Source organism: Bailinhaonella thermotolerans (genome assembly GCF_003594875.1).
Classification (GTDB): Bacteria; Actinomycetota; Actinomycetes; order Streptosporangiales; family Streptosporangiaceae; genus Bailinhaonella; species Bailinhaonella thermotolerans.
This window is the reverse complement of the sequence record NZ_QZEY01000003.1, coordinates 227,353-243,091: the sequence shown is the minus strand read 5'-3', so window position 1 is coordinate 243,091 and position 15,739 is coordinate 227,353. Positions and strand designations below refer to the sequence as shown.

The following is a 15,739-nucleotide window of genomic DNA, read 5'->3' as shown; positions in this document are numbered from 1 at the left end:
GCGCCGAAAGCTCCCTGGAGAAGGCGTTTCCGCTGGTCAGGGGGCCGTTCCAAGAGGCGCGGGGGCGGAATGAGGCGGGGTCAGGTGGCGTTGTAGCTTGGCAGCCGAATAATATTGGCAGTCGCATAGGGTGAGTGCTAATCAAAGGAGGAGCGCGTGCCCACCTACCAGTACGCCTGTACCGCTTGTGGCGAGCAGCTTGAGGTCGTCCAGAAGTTCAGCGACGAAGCGCTCACCGAGTGCCCGAACTGCTCGGGCCGCCTGCGCAAGGTGTTCTCGGCGGTCGGCATCGTCTTCAAGGGGTCCGGTTTCTACCGCACCGACAACCGGAGCGGGTCGAGCACCACGACCGCCACGACGACCAAGAGCTCGTCGGCCAACGGTTCCGAGACGAAGTCCGCCTCCTCCGACTCCGGTTCGGCCGCCAAGACCGAGTCGAAGCCCGCGGCCGAGAAGGTCGCCTGACCTTCGCCTTGAGCACCGCCCGCGCATGAGCCCGCCCCCCGGGGTGGGCTCATGATTGCGTTCGGGCGCCCGGCTATCTGAAGGCGTCCGCGCGGTCGCGGTCGTCGCCGAGGGCGTTCCGGGAGAGTTTGTCCAGGAGGTCCTTGAGCTCCGGGCTCGTGTCCGGACGCCACCCCTTCACGAGTTCGCGCAGCTTCTCGCGGCGCGCGGCGAAGATCCGCTCGGCGACCTCCCCGCCCTTCGGGGTGAGGTCGAGGCCGCGCACCGTACGGGTGACCAGGCCCCGGCGTTCCAGCTCGATGACGTGCGGGCGGCCCTGCTCGACGGACACCCCGGCCTGTTCGGCCAGCGCCTCGCCCCGGATCGGCCCCTGCACCGCCAGCCGGCACAGCACCCACGCGCCGCCCGGCCGGATGTCCAGCCTGGCCATCTTCACCAGCCGCTGGTAGTAGTCGCGGCGCATGTCCGCCTCGGCGAGCCGGCTGAGCGCGCGCTCCATCTCCTCGTCCGACGTGCGCGACGACGGCGCCCCGCCCAGGCCCTCGCCCATGTCCGTGGCCGTGGTGGTCTCGCGCAGCGGCACCTCGCGCAGGAACCACGCGAGCACGAACGCGACCACCGCGACCGGCGCCGCGAACAGGAAGACCTTCTGCACCGCGTCGGAGTAGGCGTGCAGGAACTCGTGCGCGACCGGCCCCGGCAGCCTGCGCAGGGCCGAGGGGTCCTCCTGGATCCTCGTCAGGTCCACGCCGGCGGGCAGCCGTACGTGCCTGGCCAGGTCGGTGAGGTTGGTGGACAGCGCGTTGGCGAAGATCGAGCCGAAGACGGCGACGCCGAACGAGCCGCCGATCGAGCGGAAGAACGTCGCGCCCGACGTGGCCACGCCGAGGTCCTTGTAGTCCACGGCGTTCTGCACGACGATCACGAGCACCTGCATGACCATGCCCAGGCCAAGGCCGAGGACGAGCAGGTAGCCGCTCATCTCCCAGTTCGAGCTGTCCTCGTCCACGCGCGACATCAGCAGCAGGCCGAGCGCGGTCACGGCGGTGCCGACGATCGGGAAGACCTTGTAGCGGCCGTGGCGGCTGATGATCTGGCCGCTCGCGATCGAGGTGATCAGCACGCCCACGACCATGGGCAGCATGTGCACGCCGGACATCGTGGGCGTCACTCCGTGCACGACCTGCAGGAACAGCGGGATGAAGGTGAGCGCGCCGAACATCGCGAACCCGATCACGAACCCGATCGCGGACGCGACGTTGAACACGCTCATCTTGAACAGGCTCAGCGGCAGCACCGGCTCCTTCGCCCGGCGCTCCGCCACCCACCAGCCGACCGCCAGGATCAGCGCGAGCACGCCGAGGCCGATGATCAGCGGGTCTCCCCAGGGGTACTCGGTGCCGCCCCACGAGGTCATCAGCACCAGCGACGCCGCGGCGCCGCCCAGCAGCACGATCCCGGCGTAGTCGATGGCGTGCTTGTGCCGCTCACCCGTCCTGGGCAGGGCGAACGCCACCACGATCAGCGCGAGGGCGCCGATCGGCAGATTGATGTAGAAGACCCAGCGCCAGGTCAGGTGGTCCACGAACAGGCCGCCCAGCAGCGGCCCGGCCACGCTGGACACGCCGAAGACCGCGCCGAAGAGCCCCTGGTAGCGGCCACGGTTCCGGGGCGGGACGACGTCGCCCACGATGGCCTGCGCGAGCACCATCAGGCCGCCGCCGCCCAGGCCCTGGATCGCGCGGAACCCGATCAGCTCGCCCATGTTCTGCGCGATCCCGCACAGCGCCGAGCCCGCCAGGAAGATCACGATCGCGGCGAGGAACAGCATCTTCCGGCCGTACTGGTCGCCCAGTTTGCCCCAGAGCGGGGTGGAGACGGTGGACGCCAGCATGTACCCGGTGACCACCCACGACAGGTGGTTGAGCCCGCCCAGCTCCCCGACGATCGTGGGCAGCGCCGTGGACACGATGGTCTGGTCGAGCGCCGCGAGCAGCATGGCCAGGAGCAGCGCGGTGATGATCAGCGGCAGGCTGTGGCGTCCCGCCTTGGCGTGCTTCCCTCGATGTCGCGCCATCCCGCCCCCCGATTCGATGACGTTCGTCCCCCCGTTCGCGATTGTACGATACGTGTTCATCCGAGCACTCTTCGGAGTTATTCACAGTGCGGCTCTCGGCCGCCCTCCGGCTGCTCGGCATGTGGTAGGACGCCTGCGGTGTGGGTTCGACCTGCGCCTTTCGGCCCTGGGACCGTCCTGGCTCGCGGTGCCGTACGGCGGTGCGGGGGCGTTGTCCACAGGGGGATGGGCGGTTGCCGCGGCTTCTCGCGGGGGGCGATATTGTCGGCGGCATGCGAGCGGAGATCGGTGTCATCGGCGGTTCCGGCTTCTACTCCTTCCTCGAGGACGTCGAGGAGGTGGAGGTCGAGACGCCCTACGGCCCGCCCAGCGATCCGGTGGCCCTGGGCACGGTCGGGGGCAGGCGGGTGGCGTTCGTGCCCCGGCACGGCCGCGACCACCGCTTCCCGCCGCACCGCATCCCCTACCGGGCGAACCTGTGGGCGCTGCGCTCCCTCGGCGTGCGCCAGGTGCTGGCCCCGAGCGCGGTGGGCTCGCTGCGGCGTGAGCACGGGCCCGGCACCCTCGTGATCCCCGACCAGCTCATCGACCGCACCACCGGCCGGGAGCAGACGTTCTACGACGCCGGCGGGGCGGTCCATGTCAGCTTCTCCGACCCCTACTGCCCGTCGGGCCGCGCGGTCGCCGTCGACGCCGCCCGCGCGATCGACTGGGCGCCGGTCGAGACCGGCACGCTCGTCGTCATCCAGGGGCCGAGGTTCTCCACCCGGGCCGAGTCCCTGTCCTACCAGCAGGCCGGGGCCACGATCATCGGCATGACCGGCCACCCCGAGGCCGTGCTCGCCCGCGAGCTGGCCCTCTGCTACACCTCGCTCGCCCTGGTCACCGACCTCGACGCCGGGATCGAGGAGGGCGAGGGCGTCACCCACGAGGAGGTCCTCGCGGTCTTCGCCAAGAACAGCGAACGCATGCGCACCCTCGTCTCCGAGGCGATCACCCGCCTCCCGGAGACCCGGACCTGCCCCTGCGGTCACGCCCTCGACGGCATCACGCTCCCCTTCGAGCTGCCCTGACCCGGCGGGGCCCGGCCCCGGGCCCCGCGGCCCCCCGCGATCAAGCCTCCGCGATCACTCCGAGCCCCCGCCATCGCGTTCGACGGATCCAGCCTCCGCCATCCCGCTTGACCGTCTCGCCTCCGCCATCCCGCTTCACGATCTCGCCTCCGCCATCGATCAGCGCGCGTGACACGGCGCGGCCCTGGCACGGCCAGGGCCGGTCGACGCGGCCGCCTCAGCCTCCGCTATCGGCCCCGTCCGCCCACCCTCTCGAACAGGGGACCCCCATGCGCGCTCTCCGCCGCACCCTCGCCCGCCGCCGACGTCCCATCGCCGCCGCCCTGGCCGCCTCCTCGGCCGGATGCGTCCTGCTCGCCGCCGCCCCCGTGGGCCCGGCCACCGTCGGCGTCCTCACCGCCGCCCGCGACCTCCCCGGCGGCCCGCTCCGGCCGGGGGATGTCACCACCACCCAGTTCCCTTCCGCGGCCGTCCCCGACGGCGCACTCCGTCCCGGCGCCCGCCTGGCGGGCCGCCGCCTGAGCGGCCCGATGAGCCGGGGCGAGCCGATCACCGAGACCCGCCTCCTGGCCCCCGGGCTCCTGTCCCGCCTGGACCCCGCCCTCCTGGCCGTCCCCCTCCGCATCGCCGACCCCGACACCGCCCGTCTCCTGTCCCCCGGCGACCGGATAGACGTCCTCGCCCCCGTCTCCCCCGGCGACCCCCTGACCGCCGCCACCGTCCCGATCCCGGGCACGACGCCCACGACCCGCCGCGCCAGACCCCCGGGAGCCGATCACATCTCGGCCCCACGCGCTCCCGGCTCGACCTCACGCGGCCCCGGCCCTGGCTCGCGCGGCCTCAGCCCGCCAACGGCCACGCTCCCGGACACGACCCCTGCGGAACACCACTCCAGATCCCCGGGAGCCGGCCACATTTCCCACGCTCCGATCGCGCACCGCCTCCAGCGGGCCTCGCACACCCCCGGCCCGCGCTCCCACCGCCTCAGTCCGCCAACGACCACACTCCCGCACGCGGCATACCGCCGCTCCAGATCCCCGCGGACCGGCCCGCCCTTCCACGGCCCCGGCGCGACTTCTCCCCGCCCTCTCCCGATCTCGTACGACCCTGGCGCGATCTCGTACGGCCCTGGCGCGATCTCGTACGGCCCTGGCGCGATCTCGTACGGCCCTGGCGCGATCTCGTACGGCCCAGGGCGGGCGAAGGGCGGCGCTCCGGGCGGTGGTCGGCGCGTGGTGCGGGATCGGCGGGCGTGGGGGGCGGTGGTGGCCTATGACGTGGAGGTGGTGGCGGTGCCGGGGGCCGGCCGGGCGACGCTGGGCGAAGGCGCGCTCGTGGTGCTCGCGGTGCGCCCTGACCAGGCCGCGCGGCTGGCACAGGCGCAGGCGGCCGCGAAGTTGTTCGTGGTGATCAGACCGCGGACCGCGCACTTTGAGCGCCAGAGCGATTACCGACAGTAATAATCTGAGCCGCGAAACCACCGTGTCAGAGGCGGCCGGTTGGGGATAGTGGACTTCATCCCGGCAGCCGCCTGCCCACCCCCAGGCAGAAGGAGGATCACGTGAGCGGCTTCAAGAAGTTCCTGTTGCGCGGCAACGTCGTCGAGCTCGCGGTGGCCGTGGTCATCGGCACCGCGTTCACCGCGATCGTCAACTCGTTCGTGAAGGACGTGCTCACCCCGCTGATCGCGGCGGTCGGCGGCCAGCCCGACTTCAGCGACCTCAAGCTGACCCTCGGCAGGGCGGACTTCACCTACGGGAACTTCCTCAACGCGCTGATCGGCTTCCTCATGATCGCCACGGTCATCTACTTCCTGGTGGTCAACCCGTACGAGCGCCTGCAGAACCGCTTCTTCCCGAAGGAGACCCCGGACGAGCGCGAGTGCCCCGAGTGCCTGTCCATGATCCCCAAGCCGGCCCGGCGCTGCGCCCACTGCACCGCCGAGGTCACCCCGGTCACGGACCAGGCCACCTCGGCGCCCTGACGCCCGGCCTGGGCGATGATCACGAGAGAGAGGAGGCATACGTCACCGTGGAGGCGTACGGCGTGAAGCCCAGGGACCGGTAAAGCCGCCTCGGCACCGGATACCCGTCGTCGCCCCGGGCGTAGACGACCGCGCGCTCCGCGCCGGCCTCGGCGAAGGCGCGGAGAGCGGCGGCGCACACGGCCCGCGCCAGCCCCCGCCGCCGATGGTCCGGATGCGTCCCGACGGGCTCGAACTCGCCGATCCGGTTCACCGGGTCGTACCAGCCCAGGCAGTACGCCGCGAACGTGCCGTCCGGAGCCTCGGCGATCAGATCGAACTCCGCCCGGTACGGCCAGGCGCCCGCCAGCACGCCATATCGCCGCGCGGTCATCCGCTCCGACCCGAACGCCGCCCGATGCACCGCCGCCCGCCGCTCGAAATCACCGACCCCCCGCACAGCTCGGATCACATATCCCGCCGGCGCCACCGGCGCCGCGACACCGTCCAGGTCATGTTCCAGGCACAACAGGAACGGCTCCGGCCGGGGGACGTATCCCCGGCTCTCCAGCGCCGCGATCAACGGGGCCTCGGTCTCGCACACCTCCGTTCTCAGTGATCCCCCCGCGAGGTTCGCGGCCCAGTCGAGGACCTCGCCCGCCAGTTCGGGGCGCGCCGGATCCACCTGCGCCGCCAGCGAACCCTCCGACTCCAGCCACGCCCACGCCACCACGACGTCGTCCTCGTCCCGCCACACCGCCGTCGGCGACACCGACTCATGCGCCAGGGCAGCGCTCCACGCCAGGTCCCCCACCATCCGGAACCCGTTGACCGCTCCCACCCGCTCCGCCAGCGACTGCATCGCCCGCAACTCCACCGGACCGTCGTACTCCGCACACCGCATCCCGCCACGATCACGGCCCCGCCCCCGCACACGCAACGCGATTAAAGAGAACCCCGCGGCGACACGCCCGCCCGTACCCCACCGAATCGCCCGCCTCGACCGGCCGCCCGGCCGTACCCGCTCGGGCGAGAGGCCCACGGACCACGAGAGGAGGCAAGACCACCTTGATCCCGCACTCAGGCACAATGTCGTCTCATGTCGCGCATCCGAGCCGGGGGATCTCGGCGTGCCGTGCTCCTGACGCTGCTCCTCGCCCTGTTCGCCGCCGTCGCCTGCACCGACGCGGAGCCACCCGGCGCGAGCCGTACGCCCGCCGCGACCCCCAGGCCGGCGAAGACGGTCACGGTCGCCGAGAACGCCAAGCCCGGAGACAAGGACTGGCGCATCAAGCGGCAGGGCGCCGAGCACGAGATCGAGGGCTACGCCGACCAGGCGAGCGTCCTCCCCGGGCAGTCGTTCAAGCTCCTCGTCTCGACGACCGCCCCGACGTTCACCGTGCGCGCCTACCGGATGGGCTGGTACGGCGGCGCCCTGGCCCGCCGGGTCTGGCAGTCCCGGCCCGTCCCGGGCCGCGTGCAGCCCAAGGCCAAGCTCATCCCCGCCACGCGCACCGTCTCCGCCGCCCACTGGACGCCGTCCCTCAGCGTGGACACCACCGGCTGGCCCGAGGGCTCGTACCTGCTGCGCCTGGACGCCTCCACCAAGGCCCAGCGCTACGTCCCCATCACGGTGCGCAGCGCCTCCACCCGCGGCAAGGTCGTGATCGTCAACGCGACGACGACCTGGCAGGCGTACAACCACTGGGGCGACCACGACCTGTACCAGGGCCCGCGCGGCCGGGGCGACTACGCCGGACGGTCACGCGCGGTCAGCTTCGACCGCCCCTACGACACCAACGGCGCCCGCCTCTTCATGACCCTGGAACGCTCCGCGATCGAGGTCGCCGAGAAGAGCGGCGTCCCCCTGGCGTACATCACGAGCCTCGAACTCGACCGCGACCCCGCCATCCTCCGCGGCGCCCGCGCGCTGATCTCCCTCGGCCACGACGAGTACTGGTCGCCCCGCATGCGCCGTACGGTCACGACCGCCCGCGACAAGGGCACCAACCTCGCGTTCCTCGGCGCGAACTCGGTCTACTGGCGCATCCGGTTCGAGAAGAACGGCCGACTGATCGTCTGTTACAAGGAGGCCGTCGAGGACCCGCTGTACGGCGTGCGCGGCAAGGAGAAGGAGGTGACGGCCCTCTGGCGCGGCGACCCGGCCGCCGATCCCGAGAGCAGCCTGATCGGCCCGCTCTACGACTGCTTCCCCGCCGAGGCCGCGTACGTCATCTGGCAGCCCGGCCACTGGATCTTCAAGGGCACCGGCGTCCGCCGCGGCACGAGCTTCCCCGGCATGCTCGGCGTCGAAAGCGACAAGATCACCCCGGGCCGGCCCGTCCCCCGCCCCCTGGAGGTCCTGGCCAAGTCGCCCCTGAGCTGCGGCGGCCGTCCCACCGTCGCCCACTCCGCCTACTACACGGTCCCGAGCGGCGCGGCGGTCTTCAACGCCGGCACCATGCGCTGGGTCTGCGCCATGCGCGGCAAGGGCTGCGGCCACGGCGTGACCGACGCCGCCGCCAAGTTCAGCCGCAAAGCCACCGACAACATCCTGAAGACCTTCGCCAAGGGCCCCGCCGCCAAGCTCCACCCCGCCAAGGACAACCTCGCCGACCTCGGTCTCGCCGACCCCCTCACCTGACACCGGCCCGAGCACCCGAAACGGCCCGGCCCGGCAGGCTCAGGCCGTACGGCAGGCGCATGGCACGGACCGGACGCGAGGCCCGACCGAAGGCACGGACCGGACGCGAGGCACGGCCGAAGGCACGGACCGGACGCGAGGCCCGACCGAAGGCGGCCGAGACCGCACAGGCGACGAAGCGGCCTGAATCCGGCCGACCAGAGAAGAGACCGCGAACAGGACGGAAAGGAGGATCAGGGCCGAAAGGAGGACGGCGAAAAGCGGCCGGCCAGGGTCAGCGGCTGTCCGGGGGGACGTACTCCCAGTGCCAGGGCTCGAAGGGGCTGCGCTCCGCCCAGTCGGGGTGGATCCAGCCGAAGCGCGGCGCGTTGGCCTTCATCCAGTTGAACTGGACGGAGCGGAAGGTCTGGACGCCCCCGCAGAGGTCCACGGCCTGGCCGAGGCCGTGGTTGCTGCGCCCGGGGATGGCGGCCAGGAACGGCGTCCGGCGGTAGATCGCGTGCTGGTCGGCGAGGCTGCGGTAGCTGTCGGTGACGCAGAGCGGCTTGCCGAAGCGCTTCTTGTACGCCTCGTTGAGGCTGACGAAGGCGATCGCGGCGTCGGCGCGGAGCTGCTGGCCCTTCTGGGGCAGCGGGCACAGGTGGCTCTTGGGGATCAGCCCGTTGGGGAAGCCCGTCGCGGACTTGATCTTGGTGGGGTCGCAGCCGAGGGCGTCGCGGCCGACGCGGTCCACCTTGACGCCGAGCTTGGCCAGCGCGGCGGTCAGCGCCTTCACGCGTTCCTCGGACCGCCGGTTGAGCTGCTCGACCTCGGCGGCCAGCCGGGCCTCGCCGAGCATGGTCACCGCGCGCTGCTCCTCGGCCTGCGCGGCGAGCTGTTCCCGCTCGCGGTAGGCCTGGTACGCCTCGGCGGTGACCGCCTGGCGGCTCTCGCTGAGGTACCTCAGCTCCCCCATCAGGGACAGCGTGCGCTCGTCGGCCTGCTTGACCATGAGCGGCGCCAGCTCGCCCGTCGCCGGCTCCTGGTAGAGCGAGCTGAACAGTTGCGACAACGGGGCGCGCACCGTCTGCAGCTTCTCGTCGGCCCGCTGCAGATCCCGCAGCTTGCCGCCGAGCTGGGCCTGCGCCGTCATGAGCTGGTCGCGCCGGTCCTTGAGGACCTTCCTGGCCTTCTCGGTGGCCTGCGCCGCCTTCTCCGCCTCGCGCCGCAACGACTCCAGATCCCCCGGCGCCGCGCTCCCGCCGTACGGCGTCACGCTCGCCCCGGCGGCGCCGTACGGGCCCGCCACCAGCGACGTGATCACGAGTGCGGCCGCGACGAGGCTCCTCGGCCGACGAGAGGCCACCGCGGAACCCCCTCCGATCGCGAACCTGCGGACGTACACCAGGGACGCACGCTACTACATGTCCCCGAGTGCCCGAGCCGACTCGCCCCACCCGCTATACCTCCTGGGTACGGCTCCGCGCCCGGTTCCCAGGCGCCTCAGTCCGACCGGCGCACCCGCTCCCGGCACAGCTCCCGCAGCCACGGATCGCGCCACTCGCCCGGGCACCGCCACCCGGTGGAAGGCCGCTTCACCCGCCCCGCGACCTGCGACGGAGTCGGCTTCGCGGGCACGATCACCACGACCGGCCGAGGCGTACGGCGAGGCCGGGGCGAAGGGTGCGCCAGATAATCCCCATAAACCACCACAGGCCGCACCCGGGGCGGCACGAAGGTGGCCGCCATCGCCCGCTCCTTGACCGGCAGCACAGGCGCGTAGACGGGCGCCGGAGCCGCCACCCGCCGAACGGGATGCCCAGGAGCCACCACCCCGCCGGCCACCACCAGCGGCGCCAGCAGGGCACCCCCAAGCACCGCGGGCCGCATCACCCGCACCCGCACGTACTTCCGTCGCCGACCGTTCACCCTCCGTGACAATACCCACCCCGAGCCCACCCCGCCACGCCCCCGACGCCCCCTTTACCCGCAACCCCCACCCGCGGAATGCACACACACCACCCACCGTTCGCTACCCTAGGCAGACCAGCCCTCGTAGCTCAGGGGATAGAGCACCGCTCTCCTAAAGCGGGTGTCGCATGTTCGAATCATGCCGGGGGCACCATGCGTGGCCAGCACAACAAAGCCCCTGACCAGCGGTGATGCCGGTCAGGGGCTTTGTTGTGGGTCCGTCCATGAGGCCGGATCCCTCGCGGCCGTGTGCGGCGCCGCCGAAGAACCACCTTCGACGCCACCCAGACCGGCGTGACGATCGGAATCCGCCGGCCTGGCGCCGCCGCTCGGATCACCGACTCGCGCGTCGCCGTCGCGGCCTCTGGTCACCAGGCACAGGCCGGCCGTCCGCGACGGAAATCCCACGTTCCCCGCCATCCGGGCGCGGCCCGGCACGGAAGGCTTCCCGGTATGGGCAACCAGGTCGAGAGGGTAGCGGTGGGTGACCTTCGCTCCCGCCTCGCCACTCAGGCGAGGCAGAACTCGTTGCCCTCAACGTCCTGCATGACCAGGCACGACTCGTTTTCCTCATCGGCGGGCAGGAGCCGCACGCGGGCCGCACCGAGCTGGATCAGTCGCGCGCATTCGGCCTCAAGGGCCGCCAGGCGCTCTTCACCCACCAGCCCGGTGCCGACCCGCACGTCGAGATGCAGCCGGTTCTTGACGACCTTGCCTTCCGGAACGCGCTGGAAGTACAGACGCGGGCCCACTCCCGAGGGATCGGTGCACGCGAACCATGAATCCCGCTGCTCAGGCGGCAGCGTGCGATTGAAGTCGTCCCAGCTCGCGAACCCCTCCGGCGGCGCCGGCGCGACATATCCCAGCACTTCACACCAGAAACGACCGACGCGCTCAGGTGACGCGCAGTCAAAGGTGACCTGAACCTGCCTAACCGATGCACTCATGCATCAAGCATTCCATAAGTAGACATATGGCACGCCGGGCCTACACGATCGAACGCGCCCGCCGGCAACAACTCGAGAATCCCCTGGTCAGGACGCCACTGCGGCCAGGGCCCCGAGCTGGGCGGTTTCCCCTTGATCCGCATCCTGGTTCCTTCGGGTGAGTGCTGGAGTTCAGCGCGCGGCCCCCTTTGAGAGCCGATCGGTTCAAGGGTCGGCGCGGCGCCTCTACCGGGTCGCCACTCCAGGGGCGATATCACGCGTACGCGATCCCGCGTATGGCCACTGGTCTCCTAACGAGCCGTCCAACTCATCGGGGATCGGCCGCCGCCCTTGGCCGCTGCCGGAGCCGGCCAGGCCGTACGTGAAAAGAGGTGGTTCGGTCACCCTGCACCGCACGGACGGGCGGGAACCGCACATCGCATCGGACGGGTTGTGACAGCCCGCAAAGGGGCGTTGCGCCTCAGATGTCACCGCCCGCATGCCGCAGGTCATACGGCCGCCCCCAGCGGAGAGACGACCTCTTCCGTGGTCAGTGCTGTCTTGGGGGCCGCTTCTCCATGCCGGGGTGGATCCTCCGCAGGGCTCTCCCACTTCCCCGGTTGGGTCGCGCTGTCCTGGAGGCGAGGGCGGCATCAAGTGATCAGTAGGGGCTTTGGCCTGGGGCGGGTGCGAGGGGGAGCGCGGCGGGGGTGCTCGGTGTGCCTCACGGCGTACGGGTGGAGGGTCAGGGGCGCGGGGGGTTTTGGTCGTAGGTGGATTGGGCGGCGTGGATTTCTTGGATGTGGGTTTCGGCCCAGGTTTTGGCGGCGTGCATGATCGGTAGGAGGGATTCGCCCAGGGGGGTCAGGGCGTAGTCCACACGGACGGGGACGGATGGAGTGAGGGTGCGGCTGACCAGGCCGTCGCGCTCCAGGTTGCGCAGGGTCTGGGTGAGCATCTTCTGGCTGACTCCGGCTATGCGGCGGGAGAGGCCGCTGTAGCGGAGGGGGCCGTCGCCGAGGGCGTTGAGCACGAGGCTCACCCACTTGTCGCTGATCCGGTCGAGCACCTGACGGGCCGGGCACGACGCCAGGTAGGCGTCGTAGGCCTCACGCTCGGCCCGCCGCCGCTCCTCGGCCGTCCTCGTGGCCATCCGCGCTCCTTCACGTTGGTTACGCACCTTGAGGTGCCTACTTCCCCTTGGAGAGTAAGTCTTCTTAGGTTCGTCTCACCGGTCAACCCGTGACCGGAGGTATTCGGAGACGGAGGAGTTCTCATGCGTGCGGTCGTGGTGCGGAACCCGGGTGGGCTCGACGCGCTGGAGGTCGTGGACGTCGCCGTGCCCGAGCCCGGCCCGGGGCAGGTGCGGGTACGGGTGGAGGCGGCGGCCGTCAACCCGGTGGACGTGGCGACACGGGCGGGATTGCTCGTCGAAGGCGGTCTGGTACGGCGGCGCGAGCAGCACGGCATCGGCTGGGACGTCGCCGGGGTGATCGACGCGCTCGGCCCCGGCGTGACGGGGGTGGGCGCCGGCGACCGGGTGATCGGGCTCCGGGACCGGCTGGAGCTGCCGCTCGGGACCCACGCCGAGTACGTCGTCCTCGACGCCGGCGCCGTCGCCCGCGCTCCGGGCGGGGTCTCCGCGGAGGCGGCGGCCACGATTCCGCTCAACGGGCTCACCGCCATGCAGGGGCTCGATCTGCTCGGCCTCTCCGCCGGGCAGACGCTGCTGGTCACCGGGGCCGCCGGCGCCCTCGGGGGCTTCGCGGTGGAACTGGCCGCCGCCCGGGGCCTGCGGGTCGTCGCGCTCGCGAGCCCGGCCGACGAGGAGGCGGTCCGCGGGTTCGGCGCGGAGTTCTTCGTCCCCCGGGGCGGCGACCTGCCCTCCGCCGTTCGCGCGCTCGTACCCGGCGGCGTGGACGGCGTGCTCGACGCCGCGGTCGTCGGCTCCCCGGCTCTGGAGGCCGCGCGCGGCGGCGGTTCCTTCGTCAGCGTCGTCGCCGGGGCGGCCCCGCTGCCCCTCCGCGGAACCCGCGTGCGCGAGGTGTGGATCCGCGCCGACGCCGCCATGCTCGGCGCCCTGTCCGCCCTCGCCGAGTCCGGCCGCCTCACCCTCCGCGTCGCCTCCACCCACGCCCTGGAGGACGCCGCCAAGGCCCACGCCCTCCTCGAACAGGGCGGACTCCGCGGCCGCCCCGTCCTCACCCCCGGCCCCCGCTGACCGCGACCCCCACCCTTCGCCCGAGCCGGTGAGCCCACCCCGCCCCGCCGTACGGCCGAGCGAGCCCACTCTGATGTACGGCAAGGCGAGCCCGGCCCCGCCGTACGACCGAGGGGCCCCACCCCGTCGTACGGCCGAGCGAGCCCGGCGCCGCCGTACGGCCGAGCGGGCCCTGCCTCGCCGTACGGCTGAGCGCCTTCGCCTCGCGTGCGGCGCCGCGGGCCCCGTGGGCTCGGGGGCTCGGGGGCTCGGGGGCCACTGGAGGCGCGCCTTGCACGTTCCGTGCCAGATGTCCAAACGGATCGCGTGGCCACCTACAGGAGCGGGGGTCTCCCCTGAGAGACTGGCTCGTCGAAACCTATCGATTAGGGGATAAGTTCGTTCATGTCGGAAAATGATTTCCCGCTGGTGCAGTTCCTGCGGGAGGGCTTCGACCCCACGGGGGAGCTCGCGCGCATCCGGGCCGAGCAGCCGGTCTTCCCGCTGGAGATCCCCGGCGGCCAGAGGGTGTGGCTGGTCACGCGGTACGAGGACGTGCGGGCGGTGCTGGGGGACGCCGACCGGTTCAGCAACGACTTCGCCAACGTGATCGGCCTGGGGACGTCCCAGGAGGATCCGGGCGGCCTCGGGTTCCGCGACCCGCCCGAGCACACCCGGCTGCGCCGCTACCTCACCCCCGAGTTCACCATGCGCCGGCTGCGCCGCCTGGAACCGCGCATCGCCGAGATCGTCGGCGAGCGGCTCGACGCGATCGAGAAGGCCGGCGCCCCGGTCGACCTGGTGCAGGAGTTCGCCCTGCCGGTCCCCTCCCTGGTCGTCTGCGAGCTGCTCGGCGTGCCGTACGGCGAGCGCGCCGACTTCGTGCGGCTCAGCGCCGACCGGTTCGACTTCTCGGCGGGGCCGGAGGCGTCGCTCCAGGCCGTCAACGACTCGATGGTCTTCCTGACCGAACTCGTGGCCAGGGAACGCCGGAACCCCGGCGACGGGCTGCTGGGCATGCTGCTGCGCGAGCACGGCGCGGAGATCTCGGACCGCGAGCTGGCCAGCCTGGCGGACGGCCTGCTCACCGGCGGGCACGACACGAGCACGAGCATGCTCGCGCTCGGCACGCTCTGGCTGCTGCGGAACCCCGCGGAGCTGGCCAAGGTCCGCGACGGCGACGACGAGGACTACGTGGCGCGGCTCGTCGAGGAGTTGCTCCGCTACCTGACCGTGGTCCAGGTGGCCTTCCCCCGTTTCGCCCGCGAGGACCTGGTCCTCGCCGGTCAGCCCATCGCCAAGGGCGAGATGGTCCTCTGCTCGCTGGCGGCGGCCAACCGCGACCCGGCGATCGGCCCCGACCCCGACGTCGTGGACCCCGCCCGCGAGGCCCCCTCGCACCTGGCGTTCGGCCACGGCATCCACCGCTGCGTCGGCGCGCCCCTGGCCCAGATGGAGCTGCGCATCGCGTTCCCCGCCCTCCTGCGCCGCTTCCCCGGGCTCCGCCTCGCCGTGCCGTACGACGAGGTCGAGTTCCGCGAGCTGGCCATCGTGTACGGCCTCAAGGCCCTGCCCGTCACCTGGTAGGCCCCCAGGAGCCGGGGCTCCCCCACCCCGGCTCCCACCCAACCCCGCGAACACCCAGCCCCCGCGAACATCCGAGGAAACACCGCCGGATCCCGCGATCCCGCCACTGATCGACGCGGCCTCACCCGGGCATCCCCTCCGCACGGCACAGCCGGCGGATCCCGTCCAGTCCCCCACCGTGATCACCCGAGAGTGAATCCGCCCTCGTCCAAGAAGCCCCTGGCCGGTTGAAGGCGGCCAGGGGCTTTTGGGGCCCGATGGGGTCGGGGTCTCGTCGGGCGTCGGGGGGTGGTCTCGCCGGAGGCGTCGTCGGCTCCGGGGGGCGGGCCGGTCAGACCGCTGGGAAATGATGAGTCGGGCCTGATGGTCCATTGCGGGCCGGCCGTATTCGGAGATCGAAGAACGGCGGCGGGTTCCGCCGGAGGGGAGCCGTTCCCGGCCCCCGCCATGACAACGGCTTCCCCTGGCGGATCGGCCGGTAGAGGCCGGTCATCGCCTCGAATGCGAGTGTGACCGGGATTCGCCCTGCCGGCCCCGCGCCGCGGCCTTCGTGCCGGGCGGGAGGGGAGGGGTCCGCCGTGCGGCCGGGACGGCGGCCGCTGCTCGCGATATCGCGGTGAGCAGGGACTACGAAGCTCCCGCCGGTCCCGCGTCGGCGATCACTCGCCGCCGGTGTCGTAGGGGTCGTGCGCGTATGTGGAGTTGTGGCCGTGGTTCCAGTGCTCGGCGGACCAGGAACTGTCCGTCGAGTGCGAGTAGGGGTTCGTCAGCTCGTGGTCGGCCCAGTCCTCAGCAGGGCCGCCGATGGCGGAATGGACCATAATGAAGCTCTCCTTCCGGGATTCAGGCGATCC

General features: G+C 71.9%; 13 protein-coding genes and 1 tRNA gene. 8 read left to right on the top strand and 6 right to left on the bottom strand.

Annotated features, from left to right (window positions below; genetic code table 11):
* Window positions 1–156: 156 nt before the first annotated feature.
* Window positions 157–465: an FmdB family zinc ribbon protein gene (locus D5H75_RS10355; RefSeq protein ID WP_119926188.1), complete on the top strand. Its 309-nt coding sequence runs from the start codon at window positions 157–159 to the stop codon at window positions 463–465.
* A gap of 73 nt (window positions 466–538) precedes the next feature.
* Here D5H75_RS10355 and D5H75_RS10350 read toward each other — a convergent pair whose 3' ends face one another.
* Complete coding sequence (locus tag D5H75_RS10350) at window positions 539–2,542, bottom strand: MFS transporter (protein WP_119926187.1); 2,004 nt, start codon at window positions 2,540–2,542, stop codon at window positions 539–541.
* Between the two features lie 272 nt (window positions 2,543–2,814).
* Here D5H75_RS10350 and D5H75_RS10345 point away from each other — a divergent pair, with 272 nt between their 5' ends.
* From D5H75_RS10345 to mscL, 3 genes are all read left to right on the top strand, one after another.
* A complete protein-coding gene (locus D5H75_RS10345; RefSeq protein ID WP_119926186.1) occupies window positions 2,815–3,615 on the top strand; it encodes an S-methyl-5'-thioadenosine phosphorylase in 801 nt (266 codons plus the stop codon).
* A 269-nt stretch (window positions 3,616–3,884) separates the two neighbouring features.
* A complete protein-coding gene (locus D5H75_RS40840) occupies window positions 3,885–5,075 on the top strand; it encodes a hypothetical protein (protein ID WP_147425110.1) in 1,191 nt (396 codons plus the stop codon).
* A 101-nt stretch (window positions 5,076–5,176) separates the two neighbouring features.
* Complete coding sequence (mscL, locus tag D5H75_RS10330; RefSeq protein WP_119926183.1) at window positions 5,177–5,599, top strand: large conductance mechanosensitive channel protein MscL; 423 nt, start codon at window positions 5,177–5,179, stop codon at window positions 5,597–5,599.
* 19 nt (window positions 5,600–5,618) lie between these two features.
* On the opposite strand, the gene D5H75_RS10325 is transcribed toward mscL, so the two are convergent.
* Window positions 5,619–6,482: a GNAT family N-acetyltransferase gene (locus D5H75_RS10325; protein WP_119926182.1), complete on the bottom strand. Its 864-nt coding sequence runs from the start codon at window positions 6,480–6,482 to the stop codon at window positions 5,619–5,621.
* A 195-nt stretch (window positions 6,483–6,677) separates the two neighbouring features.
* Between D5H75_RS10325 and D5H75_RS10320 the strand changes: the two genes are divergently transcribed.
* On the top strand, window positions 6,678–8,222 hold the full coding sequence (locus D5H75_RS10320; protein ID WP_202638023.1) for a N,N-dimethylformamidase beta subunit family domain-containing protein: 1,545 nt from the start codon (window positions 6,678–6,680) through the stop codon (window positions 8,220–8,222).
* A 274-nt stretch (window positions 8,223–8,496) separates the two neighbouring features.
* Here the strand turns inward: D5H75_RS10320 and D5H75_RS10315 are convergent, their stop codons facing one another.
* Window positions 8,497–9,567 (bottom strand): M15 family metallopeptidase, encoded by a 1,071-nt coding sequence (locus tag D5H75_RS10315; protein WP_147425109.1) that lies wholly within the window; start codon window positions 9,565–9,567, stop codon window positions 8,497–8,499.
* Window positions 9,568–10,250: 683 nt separating this feature from the next.
* Between D5H75_RS10315 and D5H75_RS10310 the strand changes: the two genes are divergently transcribed.
* Window positions 10,251–10,326, top strand: a tRNA-Arg gene (locus tag D5H75_RS10310).
* Window positions 10,327–10,681: 355 nt separating this feature from the next.
* On the opposite strand, the gene D5H75_RS10305 is transcribed toward D5H75_RS10310, so the two are convergent.
* Window positions 10,682–11,119, bottom strand: coding sequence for a VOC family protein (locus D5H75_RS10305; protein ID WP_119926180.1), 438 nt, complete (start codon window positions 11,117–11,119; stop codon window positions 10,682–10,684).
* A 724-nt stretch (window positions 11,120–11,843) separates the two neighbouring features.
* Window positions 11,844–12,251, bottom strand: a complete 408-nt coding sequence (locus tag D5H75_RS10300) for a winged helix-turn-helix transcriptional regulator (RefSeq protein ID WP_119926179.1) — start codon at window positions 12,249–12,251, stop codon at window positions 11,844–11,846.
* 123 nt (window positions 12,252–12,374) lie between these two features.
* Between D5H75_RS10300 and D5H75_RS10295 the strand changes: the two genes are divergently transcribed.
* Both D5H75_RS10295 and D5H75_RS10290 read left to right on the top strand, forming a co-directional pair.
* Window positions 12,375–13,319, top strand: coding sequence for an NADP-dependent oxidoreductase (locus D5H75_RS10295; protein WP_119926178.1), 945 nt, complete (start codon window positions 12,375–12,377; stop codon window positions 13,317–13,319).
* A 384-nt stretch (window positions 13,320–13,703) separates the two neighbouring features.
* The gene (locus D5H75_RS10290; RefSeq protein ID WP_119926177.1) at window positions 13,704–14,885 is read left to right on the top strand and encodes a cytochrome P450; all 1,182 of its coding nucleotides are present in this window, start codon (window positions 13,704–13,706) and stop codon (window positions 14,883–14,885) included.
* Between the two features lie 659 nt (window positions 14,886–15,544).
* Here the strand turns inward: D5H75_RS10290 and D5H75_RS41415 are convergent.
* Window positions 15,545–15,706: a hypothetical protein gene (locus D5H75_RS41415; RefSeq protein WP_202638022.1), complete on the bottom strand. Its 162-nt coding sequence runs from the start codon at window positions 15,704–15,706 to the stop codon at window positions 15,545–15,547.
* Between the last annotated feature and the right edge of the window lie 33 nt (window positions 15,707–15,739).

What these genes read in the sequence shown, in the direction of transcription:
- D5H75_RS10290 (WP_119926177.1), top strand. Translation starts at nt 13,704, where the DNA reads ATGTCGGAAAATGATTTCCCGCTGGTGCAGTTCCTGCGGGAGGGCTTC.
- D5H75_RS10320 (WP_202638023.1), top strand. Translation starts at nt 6,678, where the DNA reads ATGTCGCGCATCCGAGCCGGGGGATCTCGGCGTGCCGTGCTCCTGACG.
- D5H75_RS10295 (WP_119926178.1), top strand. Translation starts at nt 12,375, where the DNA reads ATGCGTGCGGTCGTGGTGCGGAACCCGGGTGGGCTCGACGCGCTGGAG.
- D5H75_RS10350 (WP_119926187.1), bottom strand. Translation starts at nt 2,542, where the DNA reads ATGGCGCGACATCGAGGGAAGCACGCCAAGGCGGGACGCCACAGCCTG.
- D5H75_RS10300 (WP_119926179.1), bottom strand. Translation starts at nt 12,251, where the DNA reads ATGGCCACGAGGACGGCCGAGGAGCGGCGGCGGGCCGAGCGTGAGGCC.
- D5H75_RS10325 (WP_119926182.1), bottom strand. Translation starts at nt 6,482, where the DNA reads ATGCGGTGTGCGGAGTACGACGGTCCGGTGGAGTTGCGGGCGATGCAG.
- D5H75_RS10345 (WP_119926186.1), top strand. Translation starts at nt 2,815, where the DNA reads ATGCGAGCGGAGATCGGTGTCATCGGCGGTTCCGGCTTCTACTCCTTC.
- D5H75_RS10305 (WP_119926180.1), bottom strand. Translation starts at nt 11,119, where the DNA reads ATGAGTGCATCGGTTAGGCAGGTTCAGGTCACCTTTGACTGCGCGTCA.
- D5H75_RS41415 (WP_202638022.1), bottom strand. Translation starts at nt 15,706, where the DNA reads ATGGTCCATTCCGCCATCGGCGGCCCTGCTGAGGACTGGGCCGACCAC.
- D5H75_RS40840 (WP_147425110.1), top strand. Translation starts at nt 3,885, where the DNA reads ATGCGCGCTCTCCGCCGCACCCTCGCCCGCCGCCGACGTCCCATCGCC.